This is a genomic window from Oscillatoria salina IIICB1 (genome assembly GCF_020144665.1).
Classification (GTDB): Bacteria; Cyanobacteriota; Cyanobacteriia; order Cyanobacteriales; family SIO1D9; genus IIICB1.
This window is the reverse complement of the sequence record NZ_JAAHBQ010000026.1, coordinates 31,394-53,090: the sequence shown is the minus strand read 5'-3', so window position 1 is coordinate 53,090 and position 21,697 is coordinate 31,394. Positions and strand designations below refer to the sequence as shown.

At 40.8% G+C, this 21,697-nt stretch carries 14 protein-coding genes; 6 read left to right on the top strand and 8 right to left on the bottom strand.

What is annotated here, in order from left to right; genetic code table 11:
* Positions 1-6 precede the first annotated feature (6 nt).
* The 4 genes from G3T18_RS09725 to G3T18_RS09710 form a co-directional block, all read right to left on the bottom strand.
* Positions 7-1,071 carry a protein-glutamate methylesterase/protein-glutamine glutaminase gene (locus tag G3T18_RS09725; RefSeq protein ID WP_224410352.1) on the bottom strand — a complete coding sequence of 355 codons (1,065 nt, stop codon included), beginning with the start codon at positions 1,069-1,071 and terminating at the stop codon, positions 7-9.
* Positions 1,072-1,085: 14 nt separating this feature from the next.
* Entirely contained in the window at positions 1,086-2,672 is a 1,587-nt protein-coding gene (locus G3T18_RS09720; RefSeq protein ID WP_224410351.1) for a methyl-accepting chemotaxis protein, read from the bottom strand.
* Positions 2,673-2,758: 86 nt separating this feature from the next.
* Positions 2,759-3,298, bottom strand: a complete 540-nt coding sequence (locus G3T18_RS09715) for a chemotaxis protein CheW (protein WP_224410350.1) — start codon at positions 3,296-3,298, stop codon at positions 2,759-2,761.
* A gap of 8 nt (positions 3,299-3,306) precedes the next feature.
* Positions 3,307-5,595, bottom strand: coding sequence for a chemotaxis protein CheA (locus tag G3T18_RS09710; RefSeq protein WP_224410349.1), 2,289 nt, complete (start codon positions 5,593-5,595; stop codon positions 3,307-3,309).
* Positions 5,596-5,932: 337 nt separating this feature from the next.
* On the opposite strand from G3T18_RS09710, the gene G3T18_RS09705 reads away from it, so the two are divergent.
* The 5 genes from G3T18_RS09705 to G3T18_RS09685 all read left to right on the top strand — a co-directional run bounded on the left by G3T18_RS09705 (position 5,933) and on the right by G3T18_RS09685 (position 14,552).
* Positions 5,933-6,310, top strand: coding sequence for a response regulator (locus G3T18_RS09705; protein WP_224410348.1), 378 nt, complete (start codon positions 5,933-5,935; stop codon positions 6,308-6,310).
* Positions 6,307-6,912: a chemotaxis protein CheC gene (locus G3T18_RS09700; protein ID WP_224410347.1), complete on the top strand. Its 606-nt coding sequence runs from the start codon at positions 6,307-6,309 to the stop codon at positions 6,910-6,912. Before G3T18_RS09705 ends, G3T18_RS09700 begins: the two co-directional genes overlap by 4 nt.
* Positions 6,913-6,984: 72 nt before the next feature.
* Positions 6,985-8,460 (top strand): sensor histidine kinase, encoded by a 1,476-nt coding sequence (locus G3T18_RS09695; RefSeq protein WP_224410346.1) that lies wholly within the window; start codon positions 6,985-6,987, stop codon positions 8,458-8,460.
* A 51-nt stretch (positions 8,461-8,511) separates the two neighbouring features.
* Positions 8,512-13,461 carry a PAS domain S-box protein gene (locus G3T18_RS09690; RefSeq protein ID WP_224410345.1) on the top strand — a complete coding sequence of 1,650 codons (4,950 nt, stop codon included), beginning with the start codon at positions 8,512-8,514 and terminating at the stop codon, positions 13,459-13,461.
* Positions 13,458-14,552 carry a hybrid sensor histidine kinase/response regulator gene (locus tag G3T18_RS09685; protein ID WP_224410344.1) on the top strand — a complete coding sequence of 365 codons (1,095 nt, stop codon included), beginning with the start codon at positions 13,458-13,460 and terminating at the stop codon, positions 14,550-14,552. The genes G3T18_RS09690 and G3T18_RS09685 overlap by 4 nt, the downstream gene beginning before the upstream one ends.
* Before the next feature lie 108 nt (positions 14,553-14,660).
* Here the strand turns inward: G3T18_RS09685 and G3T18_RS09680 are convergent, their stop codons facing one another.
* The 3 genes from G3T18_RS09680 to G3T18_RS09670 form a co-directional block, all read right to left on the bottom strand.
* Positions 14,661-15,896: a M20 metallopeptidase family protein gene (locus G3T18_RS09680; protein ID WP_224410343.1), complete on the bottom strand. Its 1,236-nt coding sequence runs from the start codon at positions 15,894-15,896 to the stop codon at positions 14,661-14,663.
* Positions 15,897-16,034: 138 nt separating this feature from the next.
* Positions 16,035-16,994 carry a GerMN domain-containing protein gene (locus G3T18_RS09675; RefSeq protein ID WP_224410342.1) on the bottom strand — a complete coding sequence of 320 codons (960 nt, stop codon included), beginning with the start codon at positions 16,992-16,994 and terminating at the stop codon, positions 16,035-16,037.
* A gap of 238 nt (positions 16,995-17,232) precedes the next feature.
* On the bottom strand, positions 17,233-18,084 hold the full coding sequence (locus tag G3T18_RS09670) for a hypothetical protein (protein ID WP_224410341.1): 852 nt from the start codon (positions 18,082-18,084) through the stop codon (positions 17,233-17,235).
* A gap of 264 nt (positions 18,085-18,348) precedes the next feature.
* On the opposite strand from G3T18_RS09670, the gene G3T18_RS09665 reads away from it, so the two are divergent.
* On the top strand, positions 18,349-19,977 hold the full coding sequence (locus tag G3T18_RS09665) for a methyl-accepting chemotaxis protein (protein WP_224410340.1): 1,629 nt from the start codon (positions 18,349-18,351) through the stop codon (positions 19,975-19,977).
* Positions 19,978-20,097: 120 nt separating this feature from the next.
* Here G3T18_RS09665 and G3T18_RS09660 read toward each other — a convergent pair whose 3' ends face one another.
* Entirely contained in the window at positions 20,098-21,183 is a 1,086-nt protein-coding gene (locus G3T18_RS09660) for a photosynthetic reaction center family protein (RefSeq protein ID WP_224410339.1), read from the bottom strand.
* Between the last annotated feature and the right edge of the window lie 514 nt (positions 21,184-21,697).

Below are 21,697 nucleotides of genomic sequence, written 5' to 3'. Positions count from 1 at the left end.
CAGCAATCACCAATCAACAGATGCCATAATTTCAGTTGCTATTTGCTCTAAAGACAGCACTCGATCTGCTAAACCTGCTTTAGCCACGATTCCCGGCATTCCCCAGACAACGCTGCTATCTTCATCCTGGACGAAAATTTGTCCTCCTGCTTCGTGGATAGATTCGCAGCCCCGGAAACCATCTTGTCCCATACCCGTTAGGACGATCGCTAGCACTCCGGCTCCATAGATGTCAGCCAGAGAACGAAAAAGGACATCCACCGCCGGACGACAAGAGTTTTCGGGCGAGTCTTGATTCGTGCGTAGTTGCGCGATCGCGCCTTGGCGTTCGACAGTGATGTGAAAATCCCCAGGAGCAATCCAAGCTTTACCTGGCTCTAATTTCGCGCCGTCAAATCCTTCTAAAACCGGGATTTGAGATTGTGCAGTCAATCGTGCGGCTAGGCGTTTGGTGAAAATCGGCGGCATATGTTGGACAATGACAATTGGCACGGGAAAATCGGCGGGAAACTCAGGTAAAATCGTAGCTAGGGCGTTAGGACCTCCAGTTGATACGCCGATCGCTACGATTTTGACTGAATTTAGTTTCCTGATTGAGGCTTTTAACTGCCGATTGGTAATTTTGAATTTTCTATTCCAACTCGGTTGATAAGTTTTCAATTGGTCAGCACAAAACACTTTGATTTTAGGAATTAGTTCCTGACGCAAATGTTGATTAGCTGCTTCCATACTGCCCATTTTCAAGGGTTTGGTTACATAATCTTTTGCTCCTAAAGAAAGTGCTTCTAGGGTTGCAGTCGCTCCTTTTTCGGTAAAAGCGCTGAACATAATTGTGGGTAAATGAGGATAGGTTTGTCGAATAGCTGCTAAAGTTTCTAATCCATCCATTTCTGGCATTTCAAGATCGAGAATAACCAGATCTGGCTTGACTTGAGGAATCTTCGCTAGGGCTATTTGACCATTAGCTGCAACTCCAGCAATTTCTAAAGCAGGATCGTTCGCTAGTACCTCGCTTACCCGGCGACGCACAACTACTGAATCATCAACAATCAAGAGGCGAATTTTACGCATTAGCGATTCGATCCTTAATATTTAAACTGGCTGACTAATGCTTGCAATTCTGCTGCTAATTTAGCTAGTTTATCGGCTGATTTGAATGTTTTACTAGCTACGGCAGTGGTACTTTGAGCGGCTTCAGCAACGCTGGTAATATTATTGGCAATTTCTGATGTGCCACTCGCTGCGCCAGCAACGTTTCGGGCAATTTCATTGGTTGTTGCTGTTTGTTCTTCTACGGCGCTAGCAATGGTATTTTGGAAGTCGTTAATTTGGTTAATAATTGCCGTAATTTGGGCGATCGCTTCTACGGAACTTTTTGTATCAGTTTGGATAGTTTCGATCTTTTGGCTAATATCTTCAGTGGCTTTGGCGGTTTGTTTGGCTAATTCTTTGACTTCGTTAGCAACGACGGCGAAACCTTTACCTGCTTCTCCGGCTCTTGCGGCTTCAATTGTGGCATTTAAGGCGAGTAAATTAGTTTGTTGAGCGATAGAAGTAATTACTTTAATAACTTTGCCAATTTCTACGCTACTTTGTCCTAATTTGGCAATTGTTTGGTTGGTGGTTTCGGTCATTTTTACTGCATTAGTTGCTACTCTTGCTGCATCAGCCGAACTTTTAGCAATTTCTTTGATACTAGCACTCATTTCTTCTACACCAGTGGCAACTATTTGAGCATTTAAGTTAACTTCATCGGCATAAGTTGAAGCAGAATTAGCTTGTCCGGATGTGTGTTCGGCATTGTCTTGAATCTGTTGGCTGACTTCGGTTAAGTCTTCAGAAGTACGAGCAAGTGCTTGAGCGACGGTGGCAATTTTTTTTACTGATTCGGTTAAATTTGCGGTCATTAAGTTGACGTTATCGGTTAATTCTTTAAAGTCACCAACGGTTTTGGTGCCAACTTTTTGGGAGAGGTCGCCTTGCGCGATCGCTAAAATCATGTTATTAATATTCTGCACTTCTTCTTTGAGGTTGGCAGCTATCTGGTTAATATTTTCTGTGAGGTCTTTCCAGATACCTGTGGCTCCTTCAACCACAGCTTTACTACTTAGATTTCCTGATTCACTAATCTGCTTGGCGACGCGATTTTTTGCTGTATAATAGGTAGAGATATTGTCAATTAATTGGTTGGTTGTTTGGCTAAGTTTGAGTAAATTTCCTTGGAGCGATCGCCCGTTAATTTGTTCGAGCATTTTGGTAGATAAATTACCTGCTATTACTGTGGTTAATATTTGCTCGGTTTTTCTGATTGGTTGACTGAGATTTTCCACTAAGTTATTAATAGCTGTAACTCTAATTTTCCAGTCACCTTTTGCCGAAATCATTACCATTTTTTGGCTTAAGTTTCCTTCTTCGCCAACTTCTTGATTGAGGTGGACAATTTCATTAGTTAGATTTTGGTTTAATTGGATTAATTCGTTAAATACTGCGGCTATTTCCCCCCAGCCATTATTTTCTGATAATCTCACGCTGAAATCGCCGTCTCTAGCACTTTTCAAAGCCGCAAGTAGTTCGTTAAACTCGGCTTGAGTAATCATCGTCTTATCAGAATTGTTTGCTTCTAGTTGTGAAGCTGATTCAGGTAATTTTTCAATCGAGCGTTGAATTTGCATATTGGGATTTGCCCTAGAAAGAAGATTTTTAAATTTGCTTAGTTTGTCATTAATCATAGTTCGATCTTGCCTAATTAATTTACGGTTTATTTTTCGTGCTTTTTCCTAACTTTCTGGGATGCTTGGGCGACTTCTATAACTTTGTTGATGTCGAGGATTAGTAACAGTTTGTCGGCTAGCTTATAAGCACCGCAGATCAATTCTCTAGCTTCACCTTTGAGGATTTCAGGAGGATATTCAAAATAGCGATCGCTAATTTCTAGAACTTCGCCAACTTCGTCAACAAGTAAACTAAATATCTCGTCATCGGCTTGCATCACTACATTCAAAGGAAGTTGTTCTGTTTGAGGAAAGAAATCAATTAAAGCGCTCGCTTTAGCAAAAGTTTCTCTCTTGCTTTTCTTCTTTTCAGCAACTGACTGAGATGCTGATAAATCTAGACATTTTCTTAAATCGATAGCGGGAATAATTTGTCCGCGTAAATTAATTAATCCTCGCACGGCTGGAGGTGCTAAAGGTACTCTAGTTATTGATTGATAGCGAATGACTTCTTGAACTTTATTTACTTCTAAACCTAAGAAAAGATGAGCCAAATAAAAGGTACAAAATTGGTGAGTCTCAGTCATGGTAAAAATCAATAAAATTGACGGGAATTCTCAAGAAATTGCTGAGTAATTGCGGACAGGTCTAAAATTTCCGTAACTTGATTTTGAATAACTGCGATCGCCTCAATTCCGGGACGAGTTGCCGCACCAGTAACGGCGATCTTTTCCATCGCAATATCGATGATTTGCTGAACTACTAAGCCTACTGTTTGTCCATTTTGGCAAGCTACAACTACGATTTGTAAAATTTCATTTTCGAGTAAGGATGAGCGAGTTTTTGGCAAGGCTCGATCTTGACTATGATTATGAGTAATTAAAGAGTCTAGTTGGGGATTATTAACGCTTAACAATTGACTGCTGAAAATGCTAGCTAAATCAATTAATGGTAGAATCGAAGAGCGATATTGAATTGCGACGCGATCGCCAATTTTTTCGACAGCAGTATGGGGAATTTCTTCCAAACGCAAAACCATTGCTAAGGGAATAGCCATGCGACTTTCAGGCGAGCCCTCAAATAGTAAGAGCATTTGGCGATCGTCCTCCTGCTGTGCGGTTTCTGATTCTAAGTGAGCTTTAATTTGTGTTTCGGCAAGGACGCCAGAATGTTGAGCGATGCGATTCAGATCTAAAATTAAAGCAACATTGCCATCTCCGAGAATCGTTACGCCACCAAAAAAAGGCGTATCTTTCAGCAGTTTTCCCAGGGGTTTAACGACAATTTCTTGAATATCATCGATCCCATCCACAACTAAGCCGAAAGGAGTTTCGCTTTGAACGACAACAATATTTAATTCTTCCTCTGTTTCTGGTTGTTTTTCAAGCTGAAGTTCTTGATTTAAATAAACTAAAGGTAACAGCTTTCCTCGCAAACGATAAACAGGAGCAGTATGAATATATTCGATGCTAGAATGAGCTTTTTCACCTTCTAAACGAACTAATTCGGCGATGCTCATTTGAGGGATAGCGTAGCGATCGCTACCACTGCTGACAATCAAGGCGGGTATAATTGCTAGGGTGAGGGGTATTTTCAACTTGAATGTAGTTCCTAACTGGCGTTGGCTGTGAACTTCAACGGTACCGCCAACTTTTTCAATATTGCTTTTTACTACATCCATTCCCACTCCCCTTCCCGACAGGCGAGTTACTTTTTCCGCTAGGGAAAATCCCGGTAGGAAAATTAAATCGATCGCTTCAGTGTCACTCAAACGATTACACTCTTCGAGAGTAATTAACTCTAAAGCTAGTGCTTTTTGCTTCACTTTTTCCGGATCGATACCTGCACCATCATCGCTAATTTTGATATTCACGTAGCCGCTTTCATGGGAAGCGTGTAAATATAAGTTTCCTGACTCTGGTTTCCCGGATAGTCGCCGTAAATCAGGCGTTTCGATGCCATGATCGATACAGTTGCGGAGAATATGGGTTAAGGGATCTTTAATCGCCTCAACGATGGTTTTATCGAGTTCAGTTTCTTCCCCCTCCATCTGTACTTGTACTTGCTTATCAGAGGCGATCGCTAAATCTCTAACTACGCGCGGAAATTTCTTCCAAATCGTGCTAATCGGCTGCATCCGAGTTTTCATCACTCCTTCTTGTAATTCGGTAGTTAGCCGATTGAGATGCTCTGATGCGGTTTCAAAGTCTGCTCGCTCTCGATCGCGATCGAATTGCAAAATTTGATTGCGAACTAATACTAACTCTCCTACCAAATTCATCAATTTATCTAATAAATTAATGTCCACTCGAATCGATTGGACGCTGTGAGAAGTTGTTAGCGATCGCGGCGTTTTCTCTTCTTTAACTTGCTGGTTTGACTCAGTTTCTTTATCATATATCTGGGTTTTTGTCAAAGCGATAGTTTGCGTACGATCGCTAGGTATCGAACCGGACATACTGAAGAGAGGCTGAGAATTTTCCGAAACTTGTGATATAGTAGAAGGATTTGTTGAGTGTAAATTATTGAGTCTTTGAATTAATTCTGAGTAATCAAGATCCCCTTCTTCTCCAGTAGTTTCAATCCAGGTACAACTTTGTTGAATTGCATCAATAAGTTGCAGTAAAATACTCGTAAGTTCGGCATTTAAAACTAACTCTTCATCTCGCAAGCGACTGAGCAAGTTTTCTCCCGCATGGGTGAGTGCTTCGAGCTTAGTAAAAGCCATGAAGCCACAATTTCCCTTGATTGTATGCAGAGAACGATAAATCCGAACGAGCAATTCTCCATCGCTAGGATTTTGCTCCAAAGCCACTAAATCCCGCTCAATTTGTTCGAGATTTTCGGAATTATCTGCTAAAAAAGCCTGAATATCTTCATCCATTTTTACTTAAGCATAAAGCCGATTGAAATTCGTTGCTTAACTGGTCAGAATATTAATTAGCTTGACAAAAGCTAGAACAGGCAGGATTTTCTGGCTCCTGAACCTTTGCCTAGCTTTATTATATAGCCTACAAAAGCTCGTATCTTGCTGGTGAAGGGGATAGTTTTTTGACTCAGCAAGAACACTTAAATCAAAGTCAAATACTCCCGTGTTGCTACTCAAGCTCGCTCTGAAGCAATTATGTTAAAAATAGTTGGTAGCATTCCGATGGCAACAAAGGAACAATTTATTGAGAAAAGGATCTCAAAAAATTACTCGCAAACAAAGGAAGAATTCCATGAGCTTAATTTTAATTATTGATGATGCTGCCTTCACTAGGCGGATGTTGCGTAAAGCCTTAAGTGCAGAAGGTTATCAAGTCATCGAAGCAACCAACGGAGCAGAAGGACTAGAAATGGCGCAAACCCAGAATCCAGACTGCATTCTGGTAGACTTACTGATGCCTGTCATGGACGGATTTAGCGTATTAGAAACCATTCGCGATCGCAACTTGACAATCCCCGTAATTGTAGTTAGCGCCGACATTCAAGCGGGAGTCCGCCAACGTTGCTTAGATTTAGGAGCAAGCGGATTTTTGAATAAGCCCCCAAAATCAGCAGAATTACACCAAACAATCAAGCAAATTTTAACTTCTCCCCAGGAGATGGCGCAATGAATTTAACTGCCGACCAAATTGATGCCATTCAGGAACTCGTGAATATTGGAGTTGGACGGGCGGCGAGCGTACTCAATGAAATGCTCGAAGCTTCCATCCGCTTGCAAGTTCCTTACATTAAAGTTAAATCACCACTAGAGTTAGAGACAGAAATGGAAAACCGTCTTGGTCTGGAACAAATTGCTGCGGTACGCCAAGACTTTAGCGGCTCTTTTTCTGGTATTGCTGAATTAGTTTTTCCCACCGATAGCGCTTCGATGTTAGCGGCAATCTTGACAGGTGAAGAACCGGGAACTCCAGATTTAGATGCCGTGAAAATCAGTACCCTAAGTGAAGTAGGTAACATTTTAATTAACAGTGTCATCGGTTCGATTGGCAATTTAATCAATCAAAACCTGGACTATGATTTGCCGATCTACATTGAAGATACCGTCAAGAACTTACTCCACGCCAGTCAAAGTGACCATCAGAACACGATCCTCTTAGCCCAAACTCACTTCGCCATCGAACAATACCAAATTCGGGGTGATATTATCCTGATTTTTGAAGTTGGCTCATTTGATTTACTCATGAACGCGATCGCGTCCGAAATTTGTGTTTAAATCTAAACAATAGTTACTCAATCCGCCAGCTTAATCAACGAACGCTCCAAAACTCTCCTTTAATGACCAGCAATGAATTGCCTAGAAAAAGCCGTAGAAAAATTTAGCGTTCTCGATCGCGTTCCCATCGGAATCTGTGTCCTACGCGAAGATTTTGTCGTCTTGTTTTGGAATCGTTGTTTAGAAAACTGGACTAAGATCCCCAAAACGAAAATTATGGGAACTGATATTACTCAATCTTTTCCTCATTTAAGTGAGCCCAAATATGCTAGTCGTCTCAAGCAAATTTTTGCTGGCGGTCCGCCAACAATTTTCTCTTCTCAACTGCACAAACATCTAATTCCGGCATGGTTGCCTAACGGAAAGTTACAAGTTCAACATACTACTGTTACTGCCGAACCGGCACCGGAAGGAGGATACTACGCTTTGGTTTCTATTCAAGATGTTAGCGATCTTACACAACAAGCTCAAAATTATCGTTTCATGAGAGATCGCGCCTTGGCAGAAGTTGAAGAAAGACAGCAAGCTGAGTTAGCGGTACAACAAGTTAATGACCAACTCCAAGCAGTTTTAGACGCTGTTCCAGGATTAGTTTCTTGGGTTAATTCTGACTTGTGCTACATTGGTGTAAATCACCATTTGTGTGCTATTTTTAATCAGCCTCCAGAAGCTTTTATTGGTCAAAAATTAGGTTTTTTAGAAAGTAGTCTGGATTTTGCTGATTTTATCAGAGAGTTTTTTCTTAGCGATAGACAAGCCGATCGAAAAGTTATTGAAACGACGAGCAAGCAGATTCAAGGTTATTATTTGATTGCCGCTCAAAAATATCAGCAGGGTCAAGCGGTTGTCGCAGTAGGGATCGATATTACCGAGCAAAAAAAAGCCGAAAAAAAACTCCAAGCATCTCTACAAGAAAAGGAAGTATTACTTAAAGAAATTCACCATCGAGTTAAAAATAATCTGCAAATTATTTCTAGTTTGTTAAAATTGCAGTCGGAGTATATCAAAGACCATGATGTGCTTTCAGTTTTGAGCGATAGTTATAACCGAGTTAGGTCGATGTCGCTGATTCATGAAAAACTTTATCAATCTTCAGGTCTGGCTCAGATTGATGCGGCTGAATATATAAAAAGTTTGGTGAATAATCTCATCTGTTCCTATCAATATTTATCTAATCGAATTGATTTGGAGGTCAAAATTGAGCCAATCTTTTTTGATATAGATACAGCAATTCCCTGTGGATTAATTATTAATGAATTGATTTGTAATTCTTTAAAATATGCTTTTCCGGAAGGAAAGGCAGGCAAAATCGATATTAAATTAACAACAGATAATCGTGGTTATCTTGACTTAGAAGTTAGTGATAATGGGATCGGTTTACCAGCAGATTTCGATCTAGAAATGAGCGAATCATTGGGATTGCAGCTTGTAACTAATCTGACAAATCAATTGGAGGGTCAAATAGAAATTAATTCTCAAACAGGGACGGTTTTTAAAATTATTTTTCCCAAAAAAGGAAATATTTGTCCAGTTGTTAGTGTAGCTTAAAATTCCCCCAATCGGCGTTGAATTAAATAGATTTGGATCGTCAATAAGGTCATGGTATTTCAGGATTCATTACTAAGTTTACCCAGTTTAGAGCAAGCAATTAATCGTGATTTTACGGTTGTCAACTCCGAGATCGAATTGGCGGAAGTTGTCTCTTTAATGGGCTTTGACAGAGCAAATTCGGAGCGAATTGTTACAGATGACTGGGTAAGTAATGAATTAGAAGCGCCGAGAGAAACTAATTATGTAGTAGTAAAAGAATCGGGGCAGTTTCTCGGAGTATTTAGCGATCGCGATCTAGTTCGGGCGATCGCCAAGGGAATTAAACTCGATAGTAAGGTGCAATTTCTGGACTTATTCCAACCATCTGAAATTAGTTTGCGTTTGGGTGATGCAGAAAATATTTTGACACCACTATTACTTTTTCGTCAGAATCAAATTCGTCATTTACCCATCACCGACGAGCGCGGCAAATTGTTAGGTATTATTACCCCGAAAACGATTCTCCATGCTTTAAAATTAATGAACTTGTTTCGACTGGGTACGGTGGGAGAAGTAAGCAAATCTCCAGTAATCTCTGTCCCGGAGACTAGCTCAGTAGAAAATATCGCTCAATTGAGTGCCGAAAATCAAGCGATTGGCGTCGTAATTACCGGAGAAAACTCTCTCCCAGTGGGGATAATCAGCGAACGCCAAATCATCCAAACTTGGGCATTAGGAATGGATTTAGCCCAGATATCTGCCGCTACAGTCATGGGGAGATTGGGACATCAATTAAAACCAGGAGATTCTCTCCTGGAAGCTTATCAACAAATGCAGAGCGATCGCCGCTCCCTACTCTTAGTTTCTCAGGATTGGGGTATCGGATTGAACATAATTACCGAAATGGAATTATTGCGATCGCTCGAACCCATTCAAATGTATAAAAGACTCAAACGCGCTCAAAAATCAATTTGTCAACTAGAAACAGAAAAAGCGACAATTTTACGCCAGCGTAACGCCGAACTGGAAAAACAAGTACAACAGCGCACTGCCGAACTCGAAGAAAATTGTACCAAATTAAAACTACAAGCCAAACAAGCAGCTTTAGTTAATCAAATCGTCCAAGCGATGCGAGGAACATTGGATTTAGACCAAATTCTCCAAACTACGGTTAATCAACTCCACGAAGCCTTAAATGTCAGTCGCTGCTTAATTTTTCGACCCGATGGAGAGCAAAAACTCGCAATCGATCATGTTTCGGAAGCTACCTCACAAGAAGATAGTTTAATCGACATTCACTGCGATTTTTATACTCACTACCAAACTCAGTTAGCTCGAGGGGAAGCTTTAGTTTTACCTCGAATTGAGAGTAGTTTATCTCCAGAAATCCAAACATCAGCCAAAAGATGTAACCTTCGCGCGATCGCGATCTTACCGTTACTCTACCAAGAAACTTACATCGGTGGAATTAGCTTACACGAATGCGATCGCGAACGAGAATGGACGGTAGAAGAAATCGCCTTTGTCAAAAATATCGCCGATCATTGCGCGATCGCCATTCATCAAGCCGAACTTTATCAACAAATCCAAACTGAACTCCAAGAACGAAAAAAAGCCGAAACTGCTTTGAGAGAAAAACAGCAAATGTTGCAGTTGGTAATGGATAATATTCCTCAATTTATCTTCTGGAAAGACAGAAATTCCGTTTACTTAGGCTGCAACTGTAACTTTGCGCGCGCTGCTGGTTTTGAGCATCCAGAGCAAGTTATCGGTAAAACCGACTACGACCTTCCCTGGACAAAAACAGAATCAGATTGGTATCGTCAGTGCGATCGCTGGGTAATGACCACAAATACACCCGAATATAACATCACCGAAACTCAACTACAAGCAAATAATCAAGAACGTTGGCTAGATACCAATAAAGTTCCCCTTCACGATGCTGAGGGTAATGTCATCGGTATTTTGGGAACCTATGAAGATATTACCGAACGAAAACTTGCCGAAGAAGCTCTCCAACAACTGAATCAAGAATTAGAACTCAAAATTCGAGAACGTACTCAAGAATTACAGCAAACTGTTGCCAAACTTGCTCGAGAAATTGCTCAACGTCGCCAGGTAGAAACCCAACTCAGGGAGAGCAAACAGGAACTCCAATCGATTTTAGATCACTCACCAGCAATTATTTATGTTACCGATCTCGATTACCGATATTTACTGATTAATCGTCAGTATGAAAATTTGTTTGGTGTCACCAAAGAAGAATTTATCGGCAAAACCATCTACGCTTGTTGGCCTCAGGACATCGCCGAGGTATTTGTAGAAAATAACCGCCAGGTAATGGAGAGCGAAAATCCAATTAAAGTCGAAGAAATTGCTCCTCATCCAGATGGGTTGCATACCTACATTAGCGTTAAATTTCCTTTAAAAAATAGCAACGGCGAAACCTATGCAATTTGTGGAATTTCCACAGATATCACCGATCGCAAACAAGCTCAAGAAGCACTTCGAGAGAAAGAAAAACGTTTGAGTATGGCTCTCCATGCTGCCAAGATGGGTACTTGGGATTGGGATGTCACCACCAACAAACTGATTTGGTCTCCAGGTACCGAATTAATTTTTGGTTTTGCACCTAATACTTTTTCTGGCACCCTTGTCGCTTATCTCAACTGCGTTCCCGAAAGCGATCGCGACTCGATCCTCAACACAATAAATCAGACTTTTGAGGAAAAAATACCCTACGAACTCGAACATCGCTGTATTTGGGCTGACGGGACAATTCGTTGGGTCGCTAGTAAAGGTGATGTAATTTATAACCAAGCTGGTGAAGCTATCGGTATGAGTGGCGTAGTTATGGATATTACCGAGCGCAAAGAAGCAGAAAATGCTTTGCGCGACAGTGAATTTAAACTCCGCGCCATTGTCGAAAACAGTAAAGACTCGATCTTTATTAAAGACCAAATTGGACGCTACGTCTTGATCAATCCAGCAGGAACAAAATTTTTAAACCGTTCTCTCGAAAATGTTTTAGGCAAAACCGATCGAGAGTTATTTGCACCAGAAACCGCTCAACCAATTTGGGCAGTAGATCGGCAAGTAATGAGGAGTGGAAGCACTTTAATTACCGAAGAAGCTATTGAAATTGAAGACAGTAAATACATCTTTGTTTCGACTAAATCTCCCTATCTTTCACCCGAAGGCGAATTACTAGGAATAATTGGAGTCTGCCGCGACATCACCGCCTACAAAGAAGCACAAGAAACCATGCGACGACAATTAGCGGCAGTAGAAGCAGCTAGTGACGGTATTGCGATTATCAACGCCGCAGGTGAATACACCTATATTAATCAATCTCACGCTCAAATTTTCGGCTACAACAGTGCCGAAGAATTAATCGGCAAAACTTGGCAAGAGTTATACAATTGTGACGAAGCCAAACGGATCGAAGAGGAAATCTTTCCCCTCCTCATCCAACAAGGTACATGGCAAGGAGAAGCAGTAGCAAAAAAACGAGACGGGACAACATTTGCTGAAGAAATTTCCCTAACTGGGCTTCCCGAAGGCGGACTAATTTGCGTCTGTCGCGACATCAGCGATCGCAAACGAACCGAAGAAGCCTTACGCTTAAGAGAAAGAGCGATCGCCGCGACCAACAATGGCATTATTATCACTGATGCCAGAAAGCCAGACCTACCTGTTATTTATGTTAATTCAGCCTTCGAGCGCATGACCGGATATTCTGCTCGTGAAGTGCTTAACAAAAACTGTCGTTTTCTTCAAGGTTCAGACACTGACCAACCTGGTTTAACGCAACTACGGGCTGCCATTAAACAAGGAGAAAGTTGTACCGTTGTCCTACGCAACTATCGCAAAGATGGCAGTTTATTCTGGAATGAATTAAGCATTTCGCCTATCCACGGAGATGATGGTACGCTTACCCACTTTATCGGCATTCAATCTGATATTACCGAACGCCAAGAAGCCGCAGAAGAAATCCGCGCCACAACTTCTCGCCTCGCAACTTTGATTGAAAATCTCCAACTCGGCATTTTAGTTAAAGATGAATTCAAGCGAGTTATTATGGTTAATCAAGCATTTTGCGATCTCTTTAATCTCTCCGTTTCTCCAGCGAATTTAATCGGAGCCGATTTTTCCAACTTCGCTCAAACTCATCAACATCTTTTTGCCGAATCTGAACAATTTCTTCACCATCATCTCGAAGTTTCTCAAGGTAAACAAGTAATCACTGATGAAGAAATTAGCATGAGTGATGGTCGAATTTTAGAACGAGATTACGTGCCAATCTTTGTCCAAGGAAACTATACCGGACATTTATGGATGTATCGCGACATCACCGAACGAAAACAAGCAGAAAAGCAATTAAAATCCTCACTGAAAGAAAAAGAAATACTACTCAAAGAAATTCACCACCGTGTCAAAAACAACTTGCAAGTTATTTCTAGCTTGCTCAAACTCCAATCTGCCTATATCACCGATGAAGACACTCTCAGCTTATTCACTGAAAGTTACAATCGAGTTAGATCGATGGCGCTAATCCATGAAAAATTATATCAATCCCAAGGATTAGCAAAAATTGACGCATCCACCTACATTAGCGACCTAACCGAAAATTTATTTCGCTCCTACAATATCTCACCAAATCACCTTCAATTACAACTACAATTAGAGAAAATTCAACTCGATATCGACACCGCCATACCTTGCGGCTTAATTATTAATGAATTAGTCTCTAACTCATTCAAATATGGTTTCCCCAAGCAAAAACAAGGTGAAATATGGGTGAAATTTTTGCAACCGGAACCAGGTAAAATATCCTTGACAGTCGCCGATAACGGAGTCGGTTTACCTCCCGATTTCGACCTGAGCGAAGTTGAATCATTAGGCTTGCAATTAGTCTCCAATTTAACCGAACAACTGAACGGAGAAATTGAGATTTACTCGCACCAAGGTACTACTTTCACAATTACATTTAACCAACCGAACAAAGCAGAAAAATGAAACCTACAATTTTAGTTGTTGAAGATGAAGTAATTATTGGCATGGATATTAAAAATAGCTTAAAAAGATTAGGCTATAACGTCCCTGCTGTCATCGCTACTGGCGAAAAAGCCCTGGAAAAAGCCGAAAAAATCCAACCAGACTTAATTCTGATGGATATTATGTTAAAAGGTTCCCTCGATGGCGTAGAAGTTGCTGAAAAAATCCGCACTGATTTGCAATTACCTGTGGTTTTTCTTACCGCTCATACCGATCCTACCACTTTAGAACGGGCAAAAGCAACTCAACCTTTTGGTTATATTGTTAAACCTTTTCAAGAGAAAGATTTACATACCACTGTAGAAATTGCTTTAGCCCGGTGTCGAGCCGAAACTGAAATCAGAAAAGCCCTGGAAAAAGAAAAGGAACTTAACGAACTGAAATCGCGTTTTGTTTCGATGGTTTCCCACGAATTCAGAACGCCAATGTCAACAATTTTGTTCTCATCTGACTTACTAAGAATCTACATGAATCAGTGGTCAGAGGAGAAAAAATTGACTCACATTCAAAGAATTAAAACTGCCATTCAACGAATGACAGAAATGCTCAATGATATCTTACTCATCGGCAAAGCAGAAGCCGGAAAAATCGAATTCAATCCTCGGAAAATTAATCTGAACAATCTTTGTCGTCAATTAGTAGAAGATATTCAAGTTGCCGACCAAAATAACCACGAGATCGACTTGGATATTGAAAGTGAATTTACTGAAGCTATACTAGACGAAAAATTACTACATCATATCCTGATTAACTTACTTTCCAATGCCGTCAAATATTCACCTAATAATACTTCAGTAAGCTTGAAGATCGCCGCTCAAGAAAATTACCTAATTTTTGAGATTAAAGATTCCGGAATTGGTATTCCTGAAGCCGATCGCCAACGACTTTTTGAAACCTTCCATCGAGCTAAAAATGTCGGTGCAATTCCCGGAACTGGATTAGGGCTAGCAATTGTGAAAAGATCGGTAGACTTTCATAATGGCACGATTGAAGTTCAAAGTGAAGTCGGTCAAGGAACTACATTTACTGTCAAGTTGCCTTCTCAAATTTAGCCCCTCGGAAAAGAAAAAGAAAATGCGACCAATTGATGTAGAGACGTCGCTAAAAACGTCTCTACAAAATGATGCCTAGCCAACTACAATTACTAAAAATAAATCTAGTTAACGGCAGAATTTCTCGACACAACGAACGAACATTTCTACACCCATAGATAAAACTGATTCATCAAAATCAAAGCGAGGATGATGGTGTGGATAAGCTAAACCTTTCTCTGGATTAGCCGAACCGAGAAAGAAATAACAACCAGGTACTTGTTGCAAAAAGAAAGACATATCTTCCCCACCCATTGTTTGACATTCGGGAACTACACCTGCGGGCGTTTCTACTACATCAGTAGCCACAGAACGCACTAATTCTGTCATCTGATGATGATTAATTAAAGCCGGATATAATTGCCAGTAATCTAACTCGTAACTAGCGCCGTGACTTTGACAAACTCCCGCAATAATTTCCTCCAGGCGTTGACTAATATAACCTTCGTATTGGGGATTAAAATAACGCACAGTACCGCTTATTTTGGCACTATCAGCGATGACATTCATTGCCGAACCTGCGTGGAGTTCGCCCACTGTAACAACTGCGGAATCAATGGGGTTAATATTACGAGCAACAATTGTTTGTAAAGCATTGATAATTTGGGCAGTTACGACGATCGCGTCAACAGTTTGATCCGGCATCGCCCCATGTCCGCCTTTACCTTGAATTGTACAGCGAAATAACTCTACTGCTGCCATTAAAGCCCCTTGACGCACGCCAATCGTACCCAGGGGAAGGTTATTCCACAGATGCAATCCGATTATCCCATCGACATCCGGATTTTTCAGGACACCTGCTTCAATCATGGGTTTAGCCCCTCCGGGTCCTTCTTCAGCAGGTTGAAAGATAATTTTGACAGTACCGGAGAAATCTTGGCGATGTTGTGAGAGATAATAAGCCGTACCTAGTGCGATCGCTGTGTGTCCATCGTGACCGCAAGCGTGCATAATACCTTTATGCTGCGATTTATAAGCTACTTCGTTTTGTTCTTGAATTGGTAAAGCGTCCATATCGGCGCGAATAGCTAGCACCGGACCGGGACTATTTCCAGGTATAGTTGCTACTATACCAGTTTTGGCGATCTGTGTTTGATGCTCGATGCCCCAAGCTGTCAATTTTTCGTCCACAAACTGGGAAGTTAGTACCTCTTGGAAACCTAACTCTGGTTTTTGGTGCAAACTACGCCGCCATCGTACTAACTTAGATTGTAAAGCTCTAATTTCTAAACGAACGCGATCTGCGCTTTGCAGCGCTTCGCGATCGCCTTCAATTGAGTTACCAGTCGGAAAAGTTGAAACCATCAGTTTTCTGTAATTTTCAATTTCATTCAGGAATTCCATCCTATCCTGACTGGGTAACTTGTTGTGTGATATGGGCTTTATACCTCTCTCCGTATTTTCTAGGAAATATCTACTTTTGGCAATGTCTAGTCTCTGGAATTATGCTGACTGGAGACAGAGATTTCTACCGCTAGCATCAGCAAAACAGTTACCATTTTTGTCTAAAATTACTACGGAATCTACAGTGGAAAATTGTTTGAGTGTTTGCTTGATTGAAGTTTGGATTCTCGCGTCATCTCCTACACCTTGAGTAACTACATCGCGACAAAATTGGACTCGCGCTTCACCATTTTCAATTCCTACTGTAAAGTTCTCCCCGCAATTCGATTCGCCGCGAAATTCTATCGGATCTATTAAGCCTCTTTCTCTTTCTGGGAAAGTAGGTCCTGCGATTAATTTTTCGAGGGCAAATTCCGCGACTGCCACACTTTCAGTTGTCCTTGTTACTGCTTCTGTATCGGTAAATTCTCCTCCGGCTTCGGGGAAGTAAACTTGCACTTCTCTTGTCTCTGCTGACAAACATTGATTTCTGCCGCTAGCATCAGCAAAACAGTTACCATTTTTGTCTAAAATTACTACGGAATCTACAGTGGAAAATTGCTTGAGTGTTTGCTTGATTGAAGTTTGGATTCTCGCGTCATCTCCTACACCTTGAGTAACTACATCGCGACAAAATTGGACTCGCGCTTCACCATTTTTAATTCCTACTGTAAAATTCTCCCCGCAATTCGATTCCCCGCGAAATTCTATCGGATCTATTAAGCCTCTTTCTCTTTCTGGGAAAGTTGGACCTGCGATTAATTCTTCGAGGGCAAATTCCGCGACTGCGGCACTTTCAGTTGTCCTCGTTACTGCTTCTGTATCGGTAAATTCTCCTCCAGCTTCGGGGAAGTAAACTTGCACGTTATAGCTTTCGTTAGCAGTCTGGTTATTGGGTTGAGCGATTTGATTTGATTCGGGGTTTCCCGTTACATTACTAACATTATTACTACAAGCAGTTACGCCTGCTAAACTAAAAAATAGCCCACAATTTATTAAAATTGACTTTTGTTTAAACATGATATTTTTGTGCTTAGTTTAGTTTTTGCTAAGTTCGTTACTAACGGCAGAATTAATATTTTTGAAGTTTATTTTTTTTCTGGGAAATTGACAATGTGTTTAAATGTCATTTTGCCAAATTATCGTCATGATTGACAAAAAATTAAGCGATTCTCTAGAACCTTTCTCACTCTCGTTTTAGGGCGAAAATTTTCCTTGTCAACAAGTAGCATTATTACCTGACTATATTTTGCTGAAATCAACCTCTAAATGATTGAGAAATTTCCGTAACAATTGGGTCGAATTCAGGTTGTAAAGCTCGATTATAACGAATGATTAAAGTTTTGAAATCTCCATTACGCAGATAAGTTTTGCGATAAAAAACTTCGCCATTTTCATAGCCAGAAACCACAAACCAATCCTCTCCCCTAGTTCGATAAGTAACTTGTCTGCTAGGAGTTTCTTGGGATTGTTCATCATAGATTTCTGCTAAAGTTTGATTGAGCGCATTGTTGCTGCCAAAAACACGCATAGAAATACTACCATCGCTGGAAAGAAACTCGCGTCCGTCATTATTTTGGGGCGGACTTTGAGGTGAAACTAAATTAGGAGGATAAAGAACAGAAAAATTAAAACGGGGATTATAATATCGGTCATAGTTAACATTTTCTCTTGCGGGGATATCGACGTATTGCACTAATTCATTGCAAACAGTCCGATTAGCATTATAGTTAGGGTTGTTTAAATTAAGTTGTTGTTGCCGATTGAGAATTTTTGTTTCCTCAAGATCGCCGTTATTGTCGTAGTAACGCGCTTCAAGTAAATAAAGAGAACTCGTGTCATGGCAATCAACAATAGCATCAACTTCAGACTCACGATTATTTAAGCCAACTAAAGTAGTATATTTATAGGAATTATTATCCAAAGGATTGATACTTTGGGCATCTAGATAAACGGGCATTCCATAATATTCAGAATCACCTATTTCGAGATAGCGATAGTTTTGCGCTTTTGCGGTTTGTTGAGATGCAAAGCCGAGGGCAAAAGTAGCTAATAATCCTGAGATTAAAGTTGGTATTTTTTTCGGTGAATTAGAGATAAGTTTTCGCAAAATAAACTCTCCTTGTAGAAAATACTGCTTTTTTACTGAGGTTACTTTATGTTTTAATTCACAATGCAGTGAAAATACATCCTCCTTTTTAAAGAAAATATTCCTATTGCGCTAGGTAGAGAATAGTTAAGATAGTTGGCAGATAGTTGACAAGCCGAAAATCAAGATTAGGTTTGGGGAAAGAAAATTTAGCTAAGTCGCCGACGAGCAGATTTCCCAGTAGAATTGAAAGACTAAAGAGAAATTTTTCAGTTTTGTCAAGCAATGGGAAGCAATCGTCAGCCTGCAAAAATTGAGTCAATTGAGTCGCAGAAATCTTCGTTAGAATTTCTTTCTTGGTTAGCTAGTATTGCTGTCATTATCATTGGCAGTTTTGTGATTATTGGTTGGATGTTTGATATCACTACCCTGAAAAGTGTTATTCCTGGGTTGGTGACGATGAAAGCGAATACAGCTTTTGGCTTTATTTTCGGTGGCACATCTTTGTTATTGTGGCATCGACAAAAAAATTCGCCCGATTCTAATCCGGCGGCTTTAATTTGCGCGATCGCGGTGTTGCTGATTGGCTTACTCACACTGATACAATATGGTTTTGATGTTAATTTGGGTATCGATGAACTGATTTTTCGCGAATCGGGGGATGTGGTAGCTACAGCTTCTCCAGGACGAATGGCACCGAATAGCGCTGTGAATTTTTTACTGCTAGGATCGGCTTTGGTACTGTTTTGTATTCCTCGCCCTAATTATCTTCCGGCGCAGTTTTTGACAATCTTAGCTTTTTTAGTGGCGTTTCTGGGTTTCTTGGGCTATATCTACGGCAATGCTGTCTTTTACAAATTTGACTCTTCATTTACCGCAATGGCTTTACATACTGCCGTTGCCTTCATTTTGCTTTGTGTCGGCATTTTGTTAGCTAGTAAAGATGCTGGCGTAATGACAGTTGTACTTAATGATAGCGCTGGGGGCATGATGGCTCAACGTTTGTTTCCCGCCGCGATTTTAATTCCGCCAATTTTATGTTGGTTAATTTTAGTTGGTTTTCGCCGAGAAATTTATTCCCCAGAGATGGGCATATCTTTAATTGGAATGTTAAATGTGATTATCTTTTCCGTGTTAATTTGGTGGAGTGCGCGATCGCTGGGTTCGATCGATATTCAACGTCGTCAAGCTCAAGCTTCCCTCAAACAAGCGTTTCAAGATTTAGAAGTGAAAGCGCAAGAAAGAGAAATCATGGCGAATCAACTGGCGACGACATTTAGTGAAATTACCACGACGATGAATGAGTTAGATACCGCTTCAAGAACAACCGCCGAACAAGCTTCAGCAGCCGATTCAGGCGCCAAAAAAGCTTTAAACCTTTCTCAACAAGGAATCGAGGCAGTTGAGCGTACAGAAGCTAGTATGACCAGATTACAAGAGAACGTGGAGGCGATCGCGGCAGAAATTCTTCGCACTCAACAACAAGCAGGACAAATCGGCGATATTTCTCGCATGGTTCGTAATTTAGCCAACCAAACTAATATGTTAGCTTTGAATGCTTCGATTGAAGCGGTTCGCGCTGGAGAACATGGTAAAGGTTTTGGTGTGGTAGCAACGGAAATTCGTAAATTAGCTGACCAAAGTAAAGAGTTTGCAGAAAAAATCGGAATCTTGATTGCGGAAATTAATCAAGCAGTTAACTCCACTGTACGAGCAACCGATGAAGGAATTAAAACTACTCAATCGAGTGTGCTGTTAACCAGAGAAACCGCCGCCAGTTTTCAAGGTGTCGCGGCAGCAATTGACGAAATTGTCTTGAATAATCAACAAATTGCTTTGACTGCCAATCAACAAGCTGCGGCGATCTCACAAGTGGTTAATGTGGTTAATGAAGTTAATTATCGCACTAATTAACTGATTTTTTTATGCGGATGAATGCAGATATAAAATACCCTTTCAATGCTAATGCAGCAACTCAGTTAAGGAAAACATGAGTTGCTGCGTTCAAAGACAAAGTTAGTCCCAATAAATTGCTTAACCTACACTGTACAAGCTAACTGGAGTCGGCTGACCCCCTGCCAGCAAATTGGGAAAATGATGCGTATTCGGTGCGTACATCGCTTGAATACCTAGATTTGCACGATTGATTAAGTCAGCATCGGTAGGAATGACTTTCCCCGCAGTATTGAGAATCGATTGGTTGAAGTTAAATCCATTGAGATTGAATGCCATCGTACTAATTCCCAATGCGGCAAACCAAATGCCAATTGTTGGTAAAGCACCCATCAGAAAATGGACGGAACGACTATTGCGAATGCCTAATCCGGGAATTAACAATCGTCCCAAAAAGCCTGAGTGTCCGGCGAGTAAATTATAGGTTCCTTCTTGCTGACCAAACTTATACCCGGCATTGATCGATTCTAGCTCGCTGGTCTCCCGAATTAAACTACTGGTCACTAATGAGCCATGCAACGCACTTAATAAGGCACCGCCTAAGACTCCGGCAACACCTAACATATGAAACGGGTGCATTAACAGGTTGTGCTGTGCTTGTAGTCCAAACATGAAATAGAATGTACCAGAAATTCCCAAGGGCATTCCTTCCGAAAAACTACCCTGTCCGATCGGATAAACTAGCAAAACGGCGGTTGCCGCAGATGCGGGGGCGGAAAAAGCTACGGCAATCCAAGGGCGCATTCCTAAGCGGTAACTTAATTCCCACTGCCGTCCGAGATAAGTCCAAATGGCAATTAAAAAATGTAGCAGAATGAGTTGATAAGGACCGCCGTTGTAAAGCCATTCTTCTATTGAACTGGCTTCCCAAATGGGATAAAAATGTAAACCAATTGCGGCTGAGGTTGGTACTACGGCTGCGGTGATGAGATTGTGACTGCCTAAAATTGAGCCAAAGATCGGTTCGCGAATTCCTTCCATGTCTACCGGAGGTGCTGCAATGAAGGCGATCGCAAAGGTAATGGTCGCTACTAAAAGTGTCGGAATCATCAGTACACCAAACCAGCCAATATAAATTCGGTTTTCGGTACTGGTTATCCAATTAGCAAATTCTGACCATACTTCACTAATGTTGAGTTCGCGTTGGCGTTGTAAAACGGTACTCATAGAACAAGACTCCTAATGTTAGGAAAAGTTGAAGCTAGTTGAGTGCTGCTTTTTTCCGACTCAACTGCTGGTTAAACCAGGTAATTCCCCAAATTCTTAGCGTCTTATTCAGTTCATTCAAACAGGACTGTTGGCTTCTCACTGATGCACTAGGAATTACCCATTTTGTTCAACTACCTTATTATATACCCAATTAGTGATTAAAGGAAATTAAGTTCTATTTAGTTCGGGTAAAGTCTTGTTGCCAAAGATGAAGAGCGGGATCTTGCCTGGGTAGCGCTAGCTTAAACATTGATGAGTAATTAGTCGAAGCTTCCAGTAAATGGTGCAGCATTAAGTTTTTCCTTTTTTGGGACAAAGATTACTGAAGTTGAGACTAAACCTTAAATTTTAGCTAGATTCATTAAGAAATGTGACTTTTATTTTCGTTTATTTTCAAATGAGAAAAGAGAGTAAGTTCTTGAAGTCAACTGAATCTAAACTTCAGGTTAGTTAGTAGTTAAATTTTTATCTT

Coding starts and splice junctions, on each gene's coding strand:
- G3T18_RS09725 (WP_224410352.1), bottom strand. CDS start 1,071: ATGCGTAAAATTCGCCTCTTGATTGTTGATGATTCAGTAGTTGTGCGT.
- G3T18_RS09720 (WP_224410351.1), bottom strand. CDS start 2,672: ATGCAAATTCAACGCTCGATTGAAAAATTACCTGAATCAGCTTCACAA.
- G3T18_RS09715 (WP_224410350.1), bottom strand. CDS start 3,298: ATGACTGAGACTCACCAATTTTGTACCTTTTATTTGGCTCATCTTTTC.
- G3T18_RS09710 (WP_224410349.1), bottom strand. CDS start 5,595: ATGGATGAAGATATTCAGGCTTTTTTAGCAGATAATTCCGAAAATCTC.
- G3T18_RS09705 (WP_224410348.1), top strand. CDS start 5,933: ATGAGCTTAATTTTAATTATTGATGATGCTGCCTTCACTAGGCGGATG.
- G3T18_RS09700 (WP_224410347.1), top strand. CDS start 6,307: ATGAATTTAACTGCCGACCAAATTGATGCCATTCAGGAACTCGTGAAT.
- G3T18_RS09695 (WP_224410346.1), top strand. CDS start 6,985: ATGAATTGCCTAGAAAAAGCCGTAGAAAAATTTAGCGTTCTCGATCGC.
- G3T18_RS09690 (WP_224410345.1), top strand. CDS start 8,512: ATGGTATTTCAGGATTCATTACTAAGTTTACCCAGTTTAGAGCAAGCA.
- G3T18_RS09685 (WP_224410344.1), top strand. CDS start 13,458: ATGAAACCTACAATTTTAGTTGTTGAAGATGAAGTAATTATTGGCATG.
- G3T18_RS09680 (WP_224410343.1), bottom strand. CDS start 15,896: ATGGTTTCAACTTTTCCGACTGGTAACTCAATTGAAGGCGATCGCGAA.
- G3T18_RS09675 (WP_224410342.1), bottom strand. CDS start 16,994: ATGTTTAAACAAAAGTCAATTTTAATAAATTGTGGGCTATTTTTTAGT.
- G3T18_RS09665 (WP_224410340.1), top strand. CDS start 18,349: ATGGGAAGCAATCGTCAGCCTGCAAAAATTGAGTCAATTGAGTCGCAG.
- G3T18_RS09660 (WP_224410339.1), bottom strand. CDS start 21,183: ATGAGTACCGTTTTACAACGCCAACGCGAACTCAACATTAGTGAAGTA.